Source organism: Bradyrhizobium sp. LA6.8 (genome assembly GCF_040547935.1).
Lineage (GTDB): Bacteria > Pseudomonadota > Alphaproteobacteria > Rhizobiales > Xanthobacteraceae > Bradyrhizobium > Bradyrhizobium barranii.
This window is the reverse complement of sequence record NZ_JBEPQQ010000003.1, coordinates 1,242,546-1,260,999: the sequence shown is the minus strand read 5'-3', so window position 1 is coordinate 1,260,999 and position 18,454 is coordinate 1,242,546. Positions and strand designations below refer to the sequence as shown.

15 protein-coding genes, 1 tRNA gene and 1 pseudogene are annotated in these 18,454 nt (G+C 62.8%); 5 read left to right on the top strand and 12 right to left on the bottom strand.

Annotated elements, in window-relative coordinates:
* Positions 1 to 96: 96 nt before the first annotated feature.
* The 7 genes from ABIA90_RS19880 to ABIA90_RS19850 form a co-directional block, all read right to left on the bottom strand.
* Positions 97 to 1,104 carry a dimethylarginine dimethylaminohydrolase family protein gene (locus tag ABIA90_RS19880; RefSeq protein ID WP_354117681.1) on the bottom strand — a complete coding sequence of 336 codons (1,008 nt, stop codon included), beginning with the start codon at positions 1,102 to 1,104 and terminating at the stop codon, positions 97 to 99.
* Between the two features lie 42 nt (positions 1,105 to 1,146).
* On the bottom strand, positions 1,147 to 1,947 hold the full coding sequence (locus tag ABIA90_RS19875) for an ABC transporter permease (RefSeq protein ID WP_354117682.1): 801 nt from the start codon (positions 1,945 to 1,947) through the stop codon (positions 1,147 to 1,149).
* Entirely contained in the window at positions 1,944 to 2,822 is an 879-nt protein-coding gene (locus ABIA90_RS19870) for an ABC transporter permease (RefSeq protein ID WP_354117683.1), read from the bottom strand. Before ABIA90_RS19870 ends, ABIA90_RS19875 begins: the two co-directional genes overlap by 4 nt.
* A gap of 93 nt (positions 2,823 to 2,915) precedes the next feature.
* Positions 2,916 to 3,980 (bottom strand): ABC transporter substrate-binding protein, encoded by a 1,065-nt coding sequence (locus ABIA90_RS19865; protein WP_354117684.1) that lies wholly within the window; start codon positions 3,978 to 3,980, stop codon positions 2,916 to 2,918.
* 45 nt (positions 3,981 to 4,025) lie between these two features.
* Positions 4,026 to 5,096, bottom strand: a complete 1,071-nt coding sequence (locus ABIA90_RS19860; RefSeq protein WP_354122468.1) for an ABC transporter ATP-binding protein — start codon at positions 5,094 to 5,096, stop codon at positions 4,026 to 4,028.
* A gap of 257 nt (positions 5,097 to 5,353) precedes the next feature.
* The gene (locus ABIA90_RS19855) at positions 5,354 to 6,277 is read right to left on the bottom strand and encodes a LysR substrate-binding domain-containing protein (RefSeq protein ID WP_354117686.1); all 924 of its coding nucleotides are present in this window, start codon (positions 6,275 to 6,277) and stop codon (positions 5,354 to 5,356) included.
* Between the two features lie 113 nt (positions 6,278 to 6,390).
* Entirely contained in the window at positions 6,391 to 8,448 is a 2,058-nt protein-coding gene (locus ABIA90_RS19850) for an ATP-dependent helicase (RefSeq protein ID WP_354117687.1), read from the bottom strand.
* A 127-nt stretch (positions 8,449 to 8,575) separates the two neighbouring features.
* Here ABIA90_RS19850 and ABIA90_RS19845 point away from each other — a divergent pair.
* Positions 8,576 to 9,167 (top strand): annotated as a pseudogene (locus ABIA90_RS19845) (TMEM175 family protein).
* 9 nt (positions 9,168 to 9,176) lie between these two features.
* Here ABIA90_RS19845 and ABIA90_RS19840 read toward each other — a convergent pair.
* A complete protein-coding gene (locus ABIA90_RS19840; protein WP_247307568.1) occupies positions 9,177 to 9,557 on the bottom strand; it encodes a YciI family protein in 381 nt (126 codons plus the stop codon).
* A gap of 167 nt (positions 9,558 to 9,724) precedes the next feature.
* Here ABIA90_RS19840 and ABIA90_RS19835 point away from each other — a divergent pair, with 167 nt between their 5' ends.
* Positions 9,725 to 9,934, top strand: a complete 210-nt coding sequence (locus ABIA90_RS19835; protein WP_014494462.1) for a hypothetical protein — start codon at positions 9,725 to 9,727, stop codon at positions 9,932 to 9,934.
* Between the two features lie 26 nt (positions 9,935 to 9,960).
* Positions 9,961 to 10,164, top strand: a complete 204-nt coding sequence (locus tag ABIA90_RS19830; RefSeq protein WP_354117688.1) for a hypothetical protein — start codon at positions 9,961 to 9,963, stop codon at positions 10,162 to 10,164.
* 10 nt (positions 10,165 to 10,174) lie between these two features.
* On the opposite strand, the gene ABIA90_RS19825 is transcribed toward ABIA90_RS19830, so the two are convergent.
* Positions 10,175 to 10,888, bottom strand: coding sequence for a substrate-binding periplasmic protein (locus ABIA90_RS19825; RefSeq protein ID WP_063982547.1), 714 nt, complete (start codon positions 10,886 to 10,888; stop codon positions 10,175 to 10,177).
* A 319-nt stretch (positions 10,889 to 11,207) separates the two neighbouring features.
* Here ABIA90_RS19825 and ABIA90_RS19820 point away from each other — a divergent pair, with 319 nt between their 5' ends.
* Both ABIA90_RS19820 and ABIA90_RS19815 read left to right on the top strand, forming a co-directional pair.
* On the top strand, positions 11,208 to 13,622 hold the full coding sequence (locus tag ABIA90_RS19820; protein ID WP_354117689.1) for an ATP-binding protein: 2,415 nt from the start codon (positions 11,208 to 11,210) through the stop codon (positions 13,620 to 13,622).
* Between the two features lie 331 nt (positions 13,623 to 13,953).
* A tRNA-Gly gene (locus ABIA90_RS19815) sits at positions 13,954 to 14,027 on the top strand.
* A gap of 72 nt (positions 14,028 to 14,099) precedes the next feature.
* Here ABIA90_RS19815 and ABIA90_RS19810 read toward each other — a convergent pair.
* From ABIA90_RS19810 to ABIA90_RS19800, 3 genes are all read right to left on the bottom strand, one after another.
* Positions 14,100 to 14,999: a hypothetical protein gene (locus ABIA90_RS19810; protein WP_354117690.1), complete on the bottom strand. Its 900-nt coding sequence runs from the start codon at positions 14,997 to 14,999 to the stop codon at positions 14,100 to 14,102.
* Positions 15,000 to 15,005: 6 nt separating this feature from the next.
* Positions 15,006 to 15,344, bottom strand: a complete 339-nt coding sequence (locus ABIA90_RS19805) for a hypothetical protein (protein WP_223153991.1) — start codon at positions 15,342 to 15,344, stop codon at positions 15,006 to 15,008.
* An 877-nt stretch (positions 15,345 to 16,221) separates the two neighbouring features.
* Complete coding sequence (locus tag ABIA90_RS19800) at positions 16,222 to 17,943, bottom strand: hypothetical protein (protein WP_354117691.1); 1,722 nt, start codon at positions 17,941 to 17,943, stop codon at positions 16,222 to 16,224.
* Positions 17,944 to 18,454: the final 511 nt, after the last annotated feature.

Sequence of the window (18,454 nt, the reverse complement as noted above, 5' to 3'; positions counted from 1 at the left end):
CGGGTTTCGGAAATGCTCGGTTTCCGTTTGGTAGACCCTTGCTCTCTGCGCGGTCACGAGGCGGCAGATGTCGTTGCCGCCTCGCGCTCATGACAGTCAGAGCGGATCGCGGATCAGCGGCGAGGTCGAGCAGTGGATGCCGCCGCCGCCGAGCGCGACCTTGTCGTAAGCCACAACGCGCGTGGTGATGCCGGCCTTGGCGAATTTCTCCATGGTCCGCGGCGAAATGCCTTCGGGCACGATGACATGGCCCGGGCGTACGGCGAGACAATTGATCACCCAGTTCTGGTCATCGGGACAGACCTCGATCTGGCGAATCCCGAGTTCCTTCAATTTTTCAAGGAACCAGAACGGCAGCAACGTCGGGTTCACGAAGGCGGTATCGCGGTCGATCATCACGAAGATGCCGTCGATGTGCAGCCGATAGCCGGTCAGCTGGACGCGCAGCAGCTCCACGCCCTGCGTGCGCAACACTTCCTCGAGCTGGCGCGCGCCCTCCTCGTCGACGCGGCTCGACAGCCCCACGACCGCGACCTTGGGCGTGATGAAGGCGAAGCTGCCACCCTCCATGAGTCCCGTGCCGGAGATCGTCCTGAGGATCGGCATCCCGAGCTTGGCCAGGGTACGGCTGACCGGCAGCTCTTCCCCGCGTCTGATCGGGGGGCCGAGGCGGGTGACGATGGCGCCGCCGTCGACGGCAATCACGCTGTCGCGCGTGTAGACGGTCTTCATCTTGCCCGGCGCGCATTGATCGACATAGACGACCTGCGCACCTTCCTCGCGTAACGCCTGAGCGAGCGCGTCATGCTGGCTCTGCTGTGCGGCCAGATCCGGGATCACGTCACCGCGCCAGTACCAGCCTTGCTCGGGGTCGCCGAAGGCGCCGATCTCGGGCAGGCGCTTGTTCGCGTCAACGATATTCAACTCGGCGCCGGGGCGATGCATGAGCACCATCCGGATCTGGCCGACGTCGTTGTTGCAGCCCCAGCGGCGCCCCCAAACGCCGACCTGCTCCGATTCCGTCTCGAAGGCCGGTTCGGCGCGCGACGGAAACGCTTTGATAAGCATATTGTAGCGAAATTCTGGCTCGGAAATGATCGACATGAGGGTCTCCTGCGGGAAGTGGTTGGGGTGGCGCATGCGGGCTCAACGCGAGCGGTACGCCCGGACGGCGATATCGATGAAGAGAAGACTGACCGTGATCAGGATGAGCACGGCGGCGACTGCGGCCATGGTGGGATCGAGTTGTTCGTTGATGCCGTCCCACATCCGCCGCGGAAGCGTGAAAACCCCGCGGCCGGCAATGAACAGCACGATCACCAGCTCATCCCAACTGTGGATGAAGGCGAAGATCACGCCGGAGATGATGCCCGGCAGAATGTTCGGGATGATGACCATGCGCAGCGTCTGGCCAATGCTGGCGCCGAGGTTGAGGGCCGCCTGTTCGAGCCTGGGGTCGAAGCCGGCGAGTGCCGTCGAGACGGTGATGATCACATAGGGCATGCCGGTCACCGCATGGGCGATGATCACGCCGGTGTAGGTATCGATCAGCCTGAGGTCCACCCAGACCTGATAGATGCCGAGCGCGTAGACGATGGTCGGCACCATGATCGGCATCAGCATGACGAGGCGGACGATATTGCTGGCACGGTTGCCGAGACGCCAGCATCCGATAGCGCAGAGCGTTCCGGCGACCGTCGCGATGATCGTCGAGCAGATCGCGATGACGAGGCTGTGCAGGATGCTCGTCAGCCAGGCCTGGCTGGTCAGCAGGTTGCGATAATATTGCAGCGAGACGCCGTCGCGAGGCAGCGACAGATAGGGGCGATCGGTCAGCGACACCGCGAAGACGATCGTGATGGGCAGGACGAGAAAGCAGATAATCGCCCATGCGATCGAGCGCGTCATGGGCGAGGAGCCTTCGAATGCGGTGCTGCTGGTGCTCATATGGACCCGAACAGCTTGCGCAGATCGACGACGCGGGCGAGCGCGACAAGCAGCCCGCCGATGATGATGAGCAGGGTGCCGGCCAGCATGCTGCCGACGCCCCAGCGGACGATCTCGAGAATCTGGACCTTGATATATTCGGCGATCATCAGAGTCTTGCCGCCGCCGAGAATGGCCGGGGTCACGAAGAAGCCGAGGGAAAAGATGAACACGAGGATACTGGCGCCGACGACTCCGGGCATCGACAATGGCAGGAACACCTGGCGGAACGCGACAGCGCGGCTGGCGCCGAGGCCCCGGGCTGCGGCAACGCATCGCTGATCGATGTCGCGCATGTTGGCGTAGATGGGCAGGATTCCGAACGGCAGCATGTAGTGGACCATGCCGATCAGCACACCGGTCTCGTTCCAGATCAGGCTGAGCGGAGCGTCGACCAGTCCACTTGAGATCAGGATGTTGTTGATGAGACCCTCGCGCCGCAGCAGCACAAACCAGGCGAAGGCGCGCACCAGGACAGAGATCCACAGCGGCACGAGAACGCCGAGGAACATCCAGCGGCGGACCCGCTCGCTCGTATGGACCAGCGCGTAGGATACGATGTAGGCGAGCACGAGCGTGATCAGCGTGCTGATGACGCTGATGCGCGCCGTCGTCGCCAGCATGCGCTGGATCGACGCGCTGGTCGCAAGCATGGCGTAGTTGTCGAGGCCCGGCTGCGGCTCGGTGACGCTCAACCAGAGCACCTTCGAGATCGGGTAGATATAACAAACGATCATCAGCGCCAGGGCCGGCAGGATCAGCAGCCAGTAGCGCGCGGTTACGCCGAAGCCCGGACGGGACGGCGAGGGCGTCAGCTGATCTGCAGGAGAGCTCATCGATATCGGACCCGGGCGCTCGGGGCTTTGCGCGGTGTTGGCGAGGTTTTGGCAGCGCGGCGCCGAGGAGCGCCACGCCGCCGGTAACGGACGTCAGGAGGAGATGAAATCCAGATAGGCCTGGAAGGTCTTGGAATGGTTTTCGATGTACCAAGCCGCGTTGATCCTGGCCTGAACCGCTGCGTTTGCAGGATCGGCCGGATTGGTCGCGCGCAGCGCTTCCGGCACCATGGACTGGGCCGCCGGGTTGGAGGGACCGTTGCCCATCGCGGTCAGAAGTTTCACCTGCCCCTCCGGCTGCTGCATGGAGGCGATGGCGCGGAAGGCCTCGGCGCCGGCCGGATTGTTCTTCGGCACGACCCACAAGCCGGGCTGCAGAAGACCGTCCTTGAAGGTGTAGGCGATGCGGTTATTGGTCTCGGCCTTGAGGACGTTGGCGCGGGTGTGCCACAACAGGCCCATGACGCATTCGCCGTCCCGCATCAGGCTCTGGCTTTCGGCGCCGCTGTTCCAGTAGAGCACATCCTTCTTGATGGTGCCGAGCTTGGCGAAGGCGCGCTTGACGTCGAGCGGATAGAGCTGGTCGAGCGGGACACCGTCGGCGATCAGGCACAGCTCGAGCATGGCCTGGGAATCCTTGCGGACCATGCGGCGGCCGGGATATTTCTTCAGGTCGAAGAAGTCTGCGAGGGTCGGCGTCTCCTTGACCTTGGCCGTGTCCCAGGCGAGCACGGAGGAGAACATGTAGTTCACGACGCCATTCTCGTAGGCGAATTCCGTGGCGACCTTGCTCTTGTCGACGATGCTGTAGTCGATCTTCTCCAGGGCGTTGCGCGGCCCGAGCTCGGCCAGCGTCGTGACGCCGCAATCGCAGATGTCCCAGGTGACGTTGCGCGACTGGACCATTGTCAGGATCTTGCCGTTGAGGGGGCCGCTGCCGTCCAGCACCATGCGGCCGCCCTGCGCGGCGAACGGCTGCACATAGGCTTCGTCGAAAGCCTTCATGGCGGCGCCGCCGTAATTGACCACGACGACCTCCTTGCGCGCCTCTGCGCGGGCAGCGCCGGCGGCGAGCACTGCGGGAGCGGCGAGAAGGCTGGCGCCTCCCTTCAGGAGGGCGCGCCGGGTCGGGGTGAAAATTGAATTGCGTTCGTTCATGACGGAAGCCCCATTCGTTTGTTTCGACTGTTGCGGCACTGCAGTTCAGGCATCGGTGACCAGCGTCCCGGCGCTGTGGTCCCAACCGATCGTTACGGCGTCGCCGGCGACGGGCGGCTCGCCATGTCGCCAGGTCGGCATCATCACGACGACGTCGCCGAATTCCGGCGTGGCGACCACGAGCCGGAATTGTGAGCCCAGATAGCTCCACTCGGAGACGACGCCTTTGAGCGTATTGTCGGGTTGACCGGTTTTGCCGGCGAGCGTGATCTTCTCCGGCCTCAGGGCGATCACGACGGGCTGGCCGATCGCCGGGCGATTGCAGTCGTCGCTCGCCTGGATGATCCGCACGCCCTGATGGGTCAGCATGAAGCCGCCGGCCACGTGATTGTCCACGCTGCCCTTGAGGAAATTGCTCTTGCCGAGAAAGTTGGCGACGAAGCTTGTCGCGGGCCGCTCGTACAGCTCGGTCGGCGATCCCTGCTGGACCATCTTGCCGTCTCGCATCACCACGATCCGGTCTGACATCGACAGGGCTTCGTCCTGGTCATGGGTGACGTAGATGAAGGTCAGGCCGATCCGCTTGTGCAATCGCTTCAGCTCGTCCTGCAGCTCTGCGCGCAGCTTCTTGTCGAGCGCGCTCAGCGGCTCGTCCAGCAGAAGCAGGTGAGGCGTGAAGACCATCGCGCGGGCAAGCGCGACGCGTTGCTGCTGGCCGCCGGAGAGCTGGCGCGGATAGCGGCCGGCTTGCGAGCTCAGCTGCACCAGATCGATGGCGGCATCGACCTTGCTCTTGATCTCGGCGGCAGGCCGTTTGCGCACCTTCAGCGGGAACGCGACGTTGTCGTACACGGTCATGTGCGGAAACAGGGCGTAGCCCTGGAACACCATACCGAAATTCCGCTGCTCGGGAGGGAGTCGCAGGATGCTCTGTCCGCCCAGCAGGATGTCGCCGCGATCGGGCTGGACGAAGCCGGCGATGGACATCAGCAGCGTGGTCTTGCCTGAGCCCGAGGGCCCCAGCAGCGTCAGAAATTCTCCGCGCTTGACCGTGAGGGACACATCGTTCAGCGCCGCGAAGTCTCCGTAGAACTTGACGAGCCTCTCGATCTTCAAATCGTGATCAACTCCTGCGGAAGCTGACACACTTATGAAATTGTTGGTGGTCATTCTCGTCTTCTGGCTACGGCGGCAGAACATGCGGAGATCCGCGTATCCCTGCAGATTGGCCGAGAGCCAAAATCGCAACAATCATCTAATTTGCATCTGTATGGTGTGTTTTTTGAACGATTGCCCCGCCGGCGGCCGACGGTTGCAATCAGTGCGTTCGGTGTGCCGACGATGAGCGTCGGCGTTGTCGCTGAACAGGCGGCCTATTCAGAACGAGCCGCCGCATCGATTGTCCTGGCGATGCCCCCCTGGAATGCTTCCTTCAACCAGCGGCGCAGCACCACCAGTTCGGGGTCGCCCCAACGTCTGGCAACAGCGACGAAGTAGTAACCGCCGAGACTGACGGGGTGAGGGCTAAGATCGACCAGTCTGCCTGCGGCGAGGTCCTCCTCGACGAGCAGCGTGTTTGCGAGTGCGACGCCTTGTCCCTGTTTTGCGGCTTCGATCGTCAGATGGGCATGCCAGAGGTGCGGTCCTCGCAACATCGGCAGGTCGGTGACCCCCGCATTTTCGAACCATTGCTCCCAATAGAGCGTCGAGGCTTCGTGGATCAGCGGCAGGTTCAGGAAATCGGAAGCCTGAGTGACGACGGGATGGCGCGCCCTGAACGCGGGGCTTGCGACGGCATGAATCTTCGGCGCCGCGATCAGCTCGGTCCTGACCTTCGGGCGGCTGATCATCATGTTCATGTGAACGATCTCGGCATCAGCCTCGCCGCGCGTGAAGTCCGCACGCGACAGCGTTGGATACAGGGCGATGTCGTAGTTCGGCAGGCTGGCCATGAGCGCGGGCAAACGGGCGAGCAGGCGCTGATTGATGATGCCGGGAATGCACCAGATCGTCAGGGTTCGGCGGCTGGCCGGACGAACATCTTCGTTGGCCTGGCGCAGGATGTCGAAGGCGCGGGTGACCCGGGCGTGGAATGCTTCGCCAGCGGCCGTCAGCAGCAGGCCGCGTCCGTGCGCCGCAACCAGCGCGACATTGAGGTCGAGCTGGAGCTTGCGGATGTGTCGGGAGACGACGGTCGGACTCACCGACAATTCATCGCTTGCCGCCTTGATGCTGCCGGTGCGGCCGACAGCCTCGAAGGCTCTCAGGGCATTGAGCGACGGAAGCCGCAGTGACAAGCGATCCTCTGGCAAAAGCCACCTCTTTCCAGATGATCTAGCTCACCAAACCAGTCAGCGAAAGCAGGATCCGCGCCAATCCGAGGGATCGATGTACCGGGATTCGGATCCACCTATCGCCACATCCCCCGCATCCGCGCGCCGATGTCGATCTTCGGCCCTTGCGCCGCGGTGCGGGCCGCGCCGGCGGCGGCCTTCGGCCAGGCGGTGCGCTCGAACAGATAGACGAGGGATTCCGGGATGAAGCGGGTGCGCGAGGCGTAGACGTGGCGGTCGCCCTTGGCTTGCTGGCCGTGGGTGAAGAAGCGCTGCGGCACGACGAGGTGCAGATCGTCCTTGGCGCGCGTCATCGCGACATAGAGCAGGCGGCGCTCCTCCTCGAGCTCGGCCGAGGTGCCGGCGCCGAGATCCGACGGCATGCAGCCGTCGACGACGTTGAGCACGAACACCGATTTCCACTCCTGCCCCTTGGCGGAGTGGATGGTGGAGAGGATCAGATAGTCCTCGTCGCGGAGCGGAGGACCTGATTTGTCGCTGGTCGCATCCGGCGGGTCGAGCGTGAGCTCGGTCAGGAATTTTTCGCGCGAGCCATAGCCGCTCGCGATCTGCTCGAGCTGCATGAGATCGGCGCGACGCGTCTCGGAATCCTCGTGGATGCGATCGAGATGCGGCTCATACCAGAGCCGCACGCGCTCGAGATCGGCGGGCCATTCCGAGTAACGCAGATTTCCGACCGTGCGGACGAAGTCGGTCCAGTCGGCGCCGGTGCGCGGCGGCACCGCAAGCTGGCCGAGCGCGGCAAGCGGGTCGGTGCTCTCCGCCATCTGGTCGAGCACGCGCTGCGCGGTCGCGGGGCCGATGCCCGGCAACAGGTGCAGGATGCGGAAACCGGCGACGCGATCGCGCGGATTTTCGGCAAAGCGCAGCAGCGCCAGCACGTCCTTGACATGCGCGGCATCGAGAAATTTCAGTCCGCCGAACTTGACGAAGGGGATGTTGCGGCGGGTCAGCTCGATCTCCAGCGGACCGGAATGCGAGGACGTGCGGAACAGCACCGCCTGGTGCTTGAGCAGCGCGCCTTGCTCGCGGTTGGCCAGCACCTCTTCGACGATGTAGCGGGCCTGGTCGGCCTCGTCGTGGACGGTGACGAGCTGCGGCTTCTGCGACGAGGTGCGGTCGGTCCACAGGTTCTTGGTGAAGCGTTCGCGCGCAAGCCCGATGACGCCGTTGGCCGCCGCCAGCACGGGTTGGGTCGAGCGATAGTTGCGGTCGAGCGTGATCATCTCGGCGCGGGGGGAGAAGCTTTGCGGAAAATCCAGGATGTTGCGAACAGTGGCGGCGCGGAACGAATAGATTGACTGCGCGTCGTCGCCGACCACGGTTAGCCCGCGTCCATCCGGCTTCAGCGCCAGCAGGATCGAGGATTGCAGGCGGTTGGTGTCCTGATATTCGTCGACCAGCACGTGATCGAAGCGGCCGCCGATCTCTTCGGCGATCAGCGCATCGCTCATCATCTGCGACCAGTAGAGCAGCAGGTCGTCGTAATCCAGCACGTGCTGGGCCTGTTTGGCCTCGACATAGGCCGCGAACAGGCCCTTCAGTTCGGCGGCCCAGCCGGCGCACCAGGGATAGTGCTGGCCGAGCACTTTTTCGATTTCCATCTCGGCATTGACGCAGCGCGAGTAGATCGACAGGCACGTGCCCTTGGCCGGAAAGCGGCTCTCGGTCTTCGACAGGCCGCGCTCGTGCCGGACCAGATTCATCAGGTCGGCGGAATCCTCGCGGTCGTGGATGGTGAAGGCTGGATCGACGCCGATCCGCTCGGCATATTCGCGCAGGAGCCGCGCGCCGATGCCATGGAACGTGCCGGCCCAGGTGAGGGCGTCGCGCATGATCGCGGCATTGTTCTCGCCCAGCACCTTTCGGGCGATGCGCTCGACCCGGCCGGCCATCTCGGCCGCGGCGCGGCGGGAGAACGTCATCAGGAGGATGCGGCGTGGATCGGCGCCTGCGACGATCAGGTGCGCGACGCGATGGGCGAGCGTATTGGTCTTGCCGGAGCCTGCGCCGGCGATGACGAGCAGGGGGGCGCCCACGGTCGCGCCGTCAGCGACGCCATGCTCCACAGCGCGGCGCTGCTCCGCATTGAGCGTGTCCAGATATGTCGCCACGAATCGCCCCGGTGAAAGGGTGAGAGTCGGCGATCCCGGCGCGAATCGCAATGCAGCTGGACGGAACCATTGTTAAGACCTAGGGAAAAGAAGCCCGAAGTTCCAGCCCGAGAAGCGCGCACCCGGCATGACCGAGCCCAAGTCCGAGCAGTTCGAGATGCGGCGGCTGGAGTCGCTCAGCAACACCATCTTTGGTGTCGCCATGACGCTACTCGCCTACGACCTGCCCAAGGCGGCGGTGTTCACCAGCGCGCCGGGCTGGGACGATCTTGCTCGGGTCTATTCCGGCAAGCTCGCCGGTCTCGCGCTCAGCTTCATCATCGCCGGCGTGTTCTGGATCAGCCACCACCGCCGGCTCGCGCGCCAGCCCCGTGGGCAGCCGCGGCATGGTGATCCTCAACCTGTTCTTCCTGCTGTCGATCGTGCTGCTGCCGGTGACCAACGGCCTCTACACCAATTACAGCATGAGCAGCGCGGTGGCCGTGCTCTACGGCCTGCATCTGACCGCCATCGCCGGCCTCAATGCCTGGCTGTGGTGGACGATTTTGGGCGGCTGGCGCCACGAGATCATGGCCTCGATGTTTCCGCTGCTGGTGTTCATTCCGGGCACGATCGTTGCAGCCTTCGCGCCGCACGTCGCGCCCTACGTGTGGTTCATCGCCTTTGGCGGGCTGCTGATCCAGCGCTTCTACGTCAGGCGGGCCGAACCAGAGGCGTGAGGCGGCGGCTCATCCCTTTGTCGCGCCGAACCCGTCGGCCGGCACGTAAAGCTTGACCGGACGGATTTCGTAGACCGCCGACGGGTTGATCTCGCGCAGCTTCCGCGCCGCCGCGATCGCTTCCTCATCGGTATCGTAGTCGACGAGGTGGAAGCCGAGAAGCTGCTCCTTGGTCTCGGCAAACGGGCCGTCCAGCACCATGCCCGCGCCGGGGCCGCGCAGGGTGTGCGCCTTTCGGGTCTCATCCAGACGGGCGGCCGGCCCAAGGTGTCCGCTTGCCCTCAAGGGCGCCTGAACCTCGATCACTTTGGCCACGACCGCGGCGTCCTGCTCTGCCGTCCAGGACAAAATCTCGTCTTCCACGTGGTAGGCCAGGATGGCGTAAAGCATCGTCACCTCGTTTGTTTTTCAAGCTCGCAGTCGGAAGGATGTATGAGCGCCGCCGATACCGACAATCCCGGAGACTAACATATTGCGTCGCGGAAGTTGCGACGAAACCGTCCTGAAACCCGATTGCCGCCCTCGGAGGTGAACGCTGCCCAAAGCCGAGGCGACTGATGGCCACCAAGAACACTTCGGAGGCGGCCATGTCGACCATCAAGATCATCTGCGACGCGCGTCGGGCGGGAAAATCGGAAGCCGCGGATCTGCACGACCAGTCCGGCCACCACCGCTATTACGGCAGCTCGGCCGAGAACGGCGGCGAGCGGATCGTCGAAAGCCGCCGCGGAAAACGCCCCCGCGCGCTCAATGTGTGTGGCTTCTGACGCCTTCGGCGATACCGTCTTTCAACATGGACGTCCTGCAAATATCGATCGCGACGATGCCGTTCCTGCTTGCGCTGATGAGCCGGACGCGGAAGGCAATCGCGCCGTGCCTGCTGACGAGCATCGTCACCGTGCTGCTCGGCGACGAGCCTCATCGGGCGGTCATGGCCTGGTGCGTCGGCGTGCTGATTGCCGCCGTTGCCCTGCATGAGCGGCTTCGCGCGAGCTGACCCGGCGCCGTCACGGCGCGCTCAGGACCTGTTTGACCAACGCCTCCCGCAGCGTTGCCAGCTCGCCGCTCGCTTCCATCTGTGCGATCACCTTGCCGACCTTCGGCACCAGATCGCGATGGCGTTCGTGCAAATAGTGGTAGATGTGGATGCGCTCCAGTGGTGGCGAGAGCGGGACAATCCTGGTCTGCAGATTGAGTTTCCTCACCGCGACGAGCCCGCTGAAGAGATCGGTGACCATCACCTCGAAACGGTCGGCGTCGAGCATCCTGATCATGTTCTCGAGGCTGGTGGTCGCGGTGACGCGGGCCATACCGCGCGTCCCGGCCTCTGAGGAGCCGACGCCGCGGACGATTCCGATGCTGTACTCCCTGATCGAATTCCAGCCGGCAACGTCGAAACGGAGTTTCGTCGTGAAGACCGCCGGCTCGATGTAGTTGATCGCCGGCGTGACCTGAATCAGCGTCGGGTAGTCGCTGGAGAGCGTTCCGATCCGCTGGATTTCGCCATCGACCTCGCCGGCGCTCGACAGCGCCAGCGCGCGCTTGCCGGGGACGTCCTCGAACTCCAGCTTGATATTCAGCTTGGCGTAGACAGCCCGCAGCATCTCGCCGCCGACATATTGATCGGGGATGTCGGCGATCCGCGCCAGCCGGATCAGCTCCTGCGCGTGCGACGGACCGGCGGCGAGCAATGACAGGCAGGCGACGATGATCCGCCACATGACGCGTCTCCTTTGCCCTGCATGACTACCATTGGATTCGGATGGCCGCGATCCACCGGGGGTGGCGCCCGCGTGGCGGCCGCACCGCTCGCCCGTCTTGCAGGCGACTGCGGACTTTAACCAATGTCATTCCAGTACGCGAAGTGATAGTTTGCGCGAGAATCCTGCTGCTGGGCGCAAGATGAGACCCCGCCAAGCCGCCCATGGGCCGGCAGGATCGCCACGCAGGTCGCGTGATGAGAGAATTTCAACTGTCGAATTGCTCGCGGCTGCGACCCGCCGTGCGGAGCAGGGTGCCGCCATTCCGGGGACGTGGTGCATGGGCAACGCAGGCGACGAGGACTCCAAGCGCAGCAGTCGCGCCGGTCCCCCGGCGGCCGCGAAGCAGGATTTGAACGGGATCGGCGCTGCATTTGCGCCAGGGATGATCGGAGCGCTGCTGTCGCGGATCTTCAACTGGTCGCGCAGCGGCGTCGGGCCGCGCCTGCTGGCCGCCGTGCTGCTGTTCTCCTCGATCGTCACGCTGATGCTGACCGCCCTTCAACTCTATCTCGACTACGACCGCGAGGTCGGCGTCATCGAGACGCGGCTCGACGAGATCGGCCGCAGCACGACCGGCAGCCTCGGCGAGAGCCTGTGGAATCTCGACCAGAACCAGCTCAAGCTCCAGCTCGACGGCATCCTGCGGCTGCCCGACATCCGTGCCGCCGAGGTGCGCGAGATCGCCGATCGTCCCAATCCGATCCGTGTTGCGGTCGGTGAGCCGAGCATCCGCTCAGCCGTGACACGCGACTATCCGCTGAACTACAGCGTCCAGGGGACGGCACGCCCGATCGGCGTGCTCCATGTCGAGGCGACGCTGGCCGAGGTCTATCAGCAATTGCTGAACCGCGCCCTAGTCATCCTGGCAAGCCAGGCCGCGAAGACCTTTGTCGTCTCGCTGTTCATCATCTACATGTTCCATCTGCTGGTGACACGGCATCTGGTCGCCATCGCCGAGTTTGTCGGCCAATACAGCCTGTCGCGGCCGCCGCCGCCTTTGCACCTCGAGCGCCGGCCGCCCCGCGATCCCGACGAGCTGGACAAGGTTATCGACGCCTTCAACGCGATGTGCGCGAACCTTGGGCGCGCCTATGGCGAGCTGCGCGAGGCTAACGCAAATCTCGAGCGCGACCTGAATATCCGCCGGCGCGCCGAAGAGGACGCGCGTGCCAGTGAAGAGCGTTTCCGCGACTATGCCGAGACCGCGTCCGACTGGTTCTGGGAGACCGGACCGGATCATCGGTTCACTTACGTATCCGACCGGGCCGGCGCCTTCGGCATGGACAACAAGGCGCTGGTCGGCAAGCACCGCGTCGATGCCGCCTCCGACCGCGACGCCGAGCCTGAGAAATGGCGCGCGCATGTGGCGACGCTGGACCGCCACGAGCCGTTCCGGAAGTTCGAATATCGCGGGCGCGACGTTGCCGGCCGCATGCATCATTTCAACGTCAACGGCCAGCCGATCTTCGCCGCGGACGGACGCTTCATGGGTTATCGCGGGTCGGCCACCGACCTCACGGCGCAGCACGAGGCCGAGGAGCGGCTGCGCCAATCCCAGAAGATGGACGCGATCGGTCAGCTCACCGGCGGCGTCGCTCACGATTTCAACAACGTGCTCACGGTCATCACCGGCACCATCGAGATCATCCAGGAGGGGCTTGCGGACAAGCCCGAGTTCGCCGCGATCGCACAACTGATCGACGATGCGGCGGCGCGCGGCGCCGAGATCACCTCGCAGCTCCTGACCTTCGCGCGCCGCCAGCCGCTCGAGCCCCGCGACATCGACGTCAACGCACTCGTGGTCGAAACGGCGAAGCTGCTCAAGCCGATCCTCGGCGAGCATATCGAGATCGTGACCCGGCTCGCGGACGACGCCTGGTCCGCCATGGCAGATCCGTCGCAGCTCTCGTCCGCGATCGTTAATCTCGCCGTCAATGCGCGTGACGCGATGCCGGGCGGCGGCCGGCTCACGCTGGAGACCGCGAACCGCGAGCTCGACGGCACCAGCGGTGCCGGCGACGGCGATGTCATGCGCGGCGCCTTCGTGATGATCGCGGTGGCCGACACCGGTCACGGTATCCCGGTTGACATCCGCGAGCGCGTGTTCGAGCCGTTCTTCACCACCAAGGGCGTCGGCCGTGGCACCGGGCTTGGGTTGAGTATGGTCTACGGCTTTGCCCGCCAGACCGGCGGCACCGTCGTCATCGAGAGCGAGGAGGGGCGCGGCACGGTGATGCGGCTGTTCCTGCCGCGGTCGAAGGGCGAGGCGCCGGCCAGGACGGTGCCGGTTCAACCGCCCGCGTCGGCACGCGGGCACGAGACGATCCTCGTGGTCGAGGACGATCCGCTGGTGCAGGGCTATGTCATCGCCCAGCTCGGCACCCTCGGCTATCGCACGCTCGCCGCGAGCGACGGCGCAGCCGCGCTTGCGCTGGTCGACCAGGGCGTCAAATTCGATCTCCTGTTCACGGACATCATCATGCCCGGCGGCATGAACGGACGGGAATTGGCCGAAGCCGTCCGGCTTCGCCGGCCGGGGGCGAGCGTGCTCTACACCTCCGGCTACACCGACGACACCATCGTCCACGAAGGACATCTCGATCCCGGCCTGGCGCTGCTCAGGAAGCCGTACCGGAAATCGGAGCTTTCGCAGAAGATCCGCGAGGTGCTTGCAGGTGAGCCGCCGGCCTGAGCGGAGCTCATCCATGCAGACGCCACCCACGAAAAAGGCGCGGCGGGGAGCCCCCGTCGCGCCCGATTTCTTGCTCGCTGGTCCAGGGCTGAGAGCGCCCCGATGCCAGGCCTTTCGTCAAGGCCTAGCGGGCGATCCCAGCGAGGTGACAGCGCTTGAGATAAGACACTGGATCACCTCCTTTCGTTGGTTTCGGGACTCTGAATATAAGACGAAATCCCGCCGCCGTTAAGGGGCGCCCCGGGGGCGGGAACTGGCCTGTCCGCAAGACGGGAAAGACCGGTTCGGAGCAGTTGAGACTGCCGCCCGGTCGTGTTAGGGAGCCAGTGATGCGGGTGTAGCTCAATGGTAGAGCAGCAGCCTTCCAAGCTGAATACGAGGGTTCGATTCCCTTCACCCGCTCCAGTCTTTTCAATCACTTATCGGAATTCTTGATTTCCATTCCGACAAGACGGCTGAATCCATTCCGACAAATGTTCACTTTCTGGCCGCCTGCTTGCGCCGCTTGATGCGCTTCATCTGTGCGTCCTGCTTGGCCTCGTCGTCATGGTGAAGGTAGTGCGCCATCGCTTTGGTCGATGACCATTGGCCCTTCTTCATCAGCTGCGTTTCTGTGAGGCCGGACGTGCTCGCCTCGGTGGTCCCGCCATGCCGGCCAAACGACGTGAAGGTCAGCTCAGGACGCAAACCCGCGGCCAGAATGATCTTCTTCGAAATGCGCTCGACCTCAGTCAGCATCTCGCCCTTGCCGCTCCAGGGCAGGCCACTGCCGTCACGACGAAGCATGAGACCGCTCGTGGGGCGCAGCGCCTTCATGGCATCCAGCTCAGCCATCAGCAGGGGATAGAGCGGCTTGTCCTTCTTATCGAACAGCGGTTCCCATGAGCCCGTGCTGGTCTTGTAGTTGATGACATAGACGTGGTTTGGACGGCTGTCCGGACGGTAGTGTTCGGCCATGAACCGGATCAAGATGTGAGCCTTGCGCTGAAGCCATTCCCAGCCGATCAGAACTCCGGTTGCCAACGACGGATAGCCCATCTCGATGGCTGTGGCGCGGAACGCCGCCAGCTCGGCAAAGTTCGCATGCGGCGTTTCGCGCGATGTCGATTGCAGGCCCATCTTCTCGAACGGGTTTCTCGGCGGAAACATGTGAGGGTGCGCCCTTGAGATCGTGTTCCACGCGCCGCGCGCGGTTTTCATGGCGTGGTTTACGGTAGTGCGGCGCTCTATTTGCTCGCCGTCGACGTTTTTGTAGAGCAGCTTCTCAAACAGATTGTCCGCAAACGCGGTGTCGATGCTCGACACCCGCCGCGTGCCTAGACGCCTGCCGTCCTGCAACAGATATTCGCAGATCATCTTGATGCCGGTTTCATGCACGCGACATTAACCAGGACTCAAAGGCTGCAAACGCTTCGCAGTCTTCTGTTTCCACGTCCGACGATACTCGTGAAACATCCAGTCCAGCGTTCCGATCACCACTCCAATGCCCACGGGATTCGTATCATCGCCACCCGTCAGCCAGCTGTCGAACGCAGGCAGCAAGATTTTCTCGGCGCGCTGCACGGCCAGCTCGTAATCGGTGCCAAGCGGTTCGTTCTTGACTGGACATCCTTTCTTGCGTGCCCACGTTGGCACGTCGAAAAAATACGCAAGGCTCCCTTTCTGAAGGCGTTTGCGCCTCGTGTAGCGAGGCAGCGGCGGCGCCGAGCGTCCCATCCTCATCACAGCAAACTCCTGGACACCTCCGGATCGTCCTCAGGATTTATTGGAATCGATCTTTCTTCCCGTATCAACACAGAAATGCGTCCGTCAGGCCCAATCTCGACGCGCGCGACTTTGCCACCACTGTCGAGGACACTTCTAACAGCGCGCTTAATGTCTGCTTCAGTAAATCGGACTCTCGACATCCAAGCCGGTGGGTGCGGAAGCGAAGGCGCAGTTGGTAGTTCATTCAATCATGACCCGCAGTGATCGCTCCACTGAAAGTAGAAGAAGCTTGGTGCATGGTGGGGCACCTGAAGGGTTCTAGATTCGAAGTAAGCAAGAGCAATCGCAGGAGAGGCTAACGATCATATTTCGTTGAGATAGTAAAAGCGGTGAAGTGAGGTTGGACCTGGTCGCTGTTGCATGGCTCAAGCTAGCTTAAACTTCCCCATGATGGATTGGAGCGAGAGTATAATTTTTTCAATGTATTAGAAGGCCCCGTGTGAACGACGTGTGCACCGGGAGGTCAAACAAAATCGCAAGAGCGCCAACATGAGCGGCGGCTCTTGGGTGGGACGGATCTACTCAACAGGCAGTGCGTCAGACTATCGAACGTGTTGGAAGCTGATCGAAAGTGCCATTGGCCTCTTTTCTAAAGCGCGATGAGATTGGGATGAATCGTCATCGCGCTTTAGGTTGTTGTTTGAGCATGATCTTTTCGGAGAACCGCTGCGCGCTTTTCCGGATCATGCTTTAGTAGGGCTTCGCGACCTCGGCTTGTGCAAACAACTGGACGGAGCCCCCCGCTGACTCCAAATCAGCGGATCCAAGCTGAAGTGCGTGTTCGCGCCTCTATTCTGGGACACGCGTCCTTGAAGCGTTTGAGGCGTCGAAATCAGAAATTGAGCTGGAGCAGTCCGAAGGCACCATGCGCAAGCTTACCGGTGCCGCCGACGTTCGTTGAATAGTCCCAGTTGGCTGAATATTCGACGGCGACTTTCAGCCCGTCCATCACCCATTCGCCTGCGGTGAGGAAAAGCCGGTTTTGCGGGACGAAGCCGATCCGAGTGGGTACGCCGGCTTGAAAAAGCGTCACGCCCGCCATGTCCTTGCTGCCGGAATATCCAATCGAGATGAAATCGCCCTGGGCGCCGATCTCGGTGACCCAGGGATTCCAGTCGAACTGGTACGCAAGCGAGAACTGCCAAGTCATCGGTATCATGTGTTTCGGAATGCCGGTCCCATCGAGGAACGTGGCGCTTCTCAACGCGGCATTGACTTCGCCCACCACGGCGAATGGGCCGAAACTGGATTTCACGCTCGCGGCCACTCCCGGAACGCGTCCAATCTGACTCAGGAATGGCAGGTAGGCAGAATGCAGAAATCTGCTTTCGAACACGGAGGTGTCGTAATCCACGTGGAAGTCAACGGTCCACGGACAGGCGAACGACGACGTCAACTGCTCATAGGGCAGGCCGCAATGACCGTTGGTTCGGAAACCGACACTGGTGTTGTAATCGTCGATCTTGGTACGGTTGGGCAGGATGCTGTCGCTGCCCCTGTATGCCACGACTGAGCCGTAGAACGGTGCAGGCTCCAGCGGAAATCGTACTGGCAGCGGCTGGAACGGCCTCTGTGGCGGCGGGACGTAGCCCAGCCAGCGCGCGATTTGTTGCACCGCTGGTGCGACGACCAGTGGACTAACCTTGGGCACAACGACAGGCGCCGGCAGCGGCCGCAGCGGCGGGGTTGGCCAAGCGAATTCCAATCCTCCTGCGGTCTGGCGGTTCTCGAACACTTCGGTCGTCAGTGGAGTGCCGATCGAAAGCGTATCCAGGCGTGCCACGCCGGTGGATGTACCGAAATGCAAAGTCTCTACCCCGAAGCGGGCCGCGATCGGGAATTGCATGAGATCGCCGACAAGAATGTGAGTCCGATCGAGCGTGAAGCGATCCACCCCGGTGCCGGGGACGCCAGTGAAAACGGGGCTGTTCCCGGTCGGAAATATCGCACCGCTGCCGTTGTCGAAATGGAGAACGACAGCGCCGGTCAGCCAGTCGCTCAGCTTGACATCGAAGTCGAGTTCGGCCGTGCCCAGAGCCAGGTTTTCCCTGGTGGGGCCGTTGAAGTCGTTGGTGCGCGAGGCTATCCCTTCGACGACACCGCTAAGGGAAAGGAAGCTGTTGATCTGCGGGCCCGTCTTCTTGAGCGTGTCGCCGATAATCTGTCGTGTTGCGTTTTCCTGTGCCGCCCAAGCGATCTCGAGATCTGTCACGCGCTCACCGAGCGGCCTTTTTGGTCCGGCTTCGGACAAATCCGGAGCGGGCAGCGCGCCGGCCGATGCTTCGGCCGGAAGCACCGGTTTCACCACAGTTGCAGCAGGTGTCGCCGCGGTTGCCACCGGTGTCGCGCGCTGATGCGGCGCGGCGCGTTGTGCTGATGTCGCTCCCTCCAGTGCACTAAGACGTGAGGAAAGCTTCCGGTTCTCCGCCTTCAATTCCCCAAGCATGCGTCGGAGAACTGCGATCTCCTCGTTCTCCGCAGCGGCAGCATAAGAAGGGGCAAACAGGGCGAGGCTGAAAAATACTGGCGCACCGCTAACAATCAGCCGGTACATGACGTAGGGCCGCCAACGGCCGAGCGTTGATTCTAGCGCTTGGATTTTTCTCACACGTCGTCGCCGTCCAGATCCGACGACGAACTCATCTCGCTGACCTGAGTTCATGTGCGGCCCCGCTACTATCCCAGGCTGCAATCCACTCAACGGCTATGGTTAACTACCTTACAGCGATTTCGCAAATGGCGAAACTCTCGCAGCAAGCGTTTCATTCGTCAAGTCGACAGCAGATAAGAGAAGAAGTCGTTAACGGAAGTCGCTCAACAGCACTGGGACAGCAGTCATCCTGGTGACGAGTTGCTCGATCGCAACCGAATGGATCAAGAGAAACCCGTCTCGCCAAGGCAAGCGTGCAACGTGAAGTCGTCCGGTGTTTCGAGAACGACACGCAACTGGGTAATGGTGCGTCACCTAATTGGGTGACATCCCTGACCTAATCGGTGGTATCCAAAAGATGAGTGTGTCAAAATGTCTCACCGGGTCTAGTCGGGTAAAAGCGGTAGTATAGCGG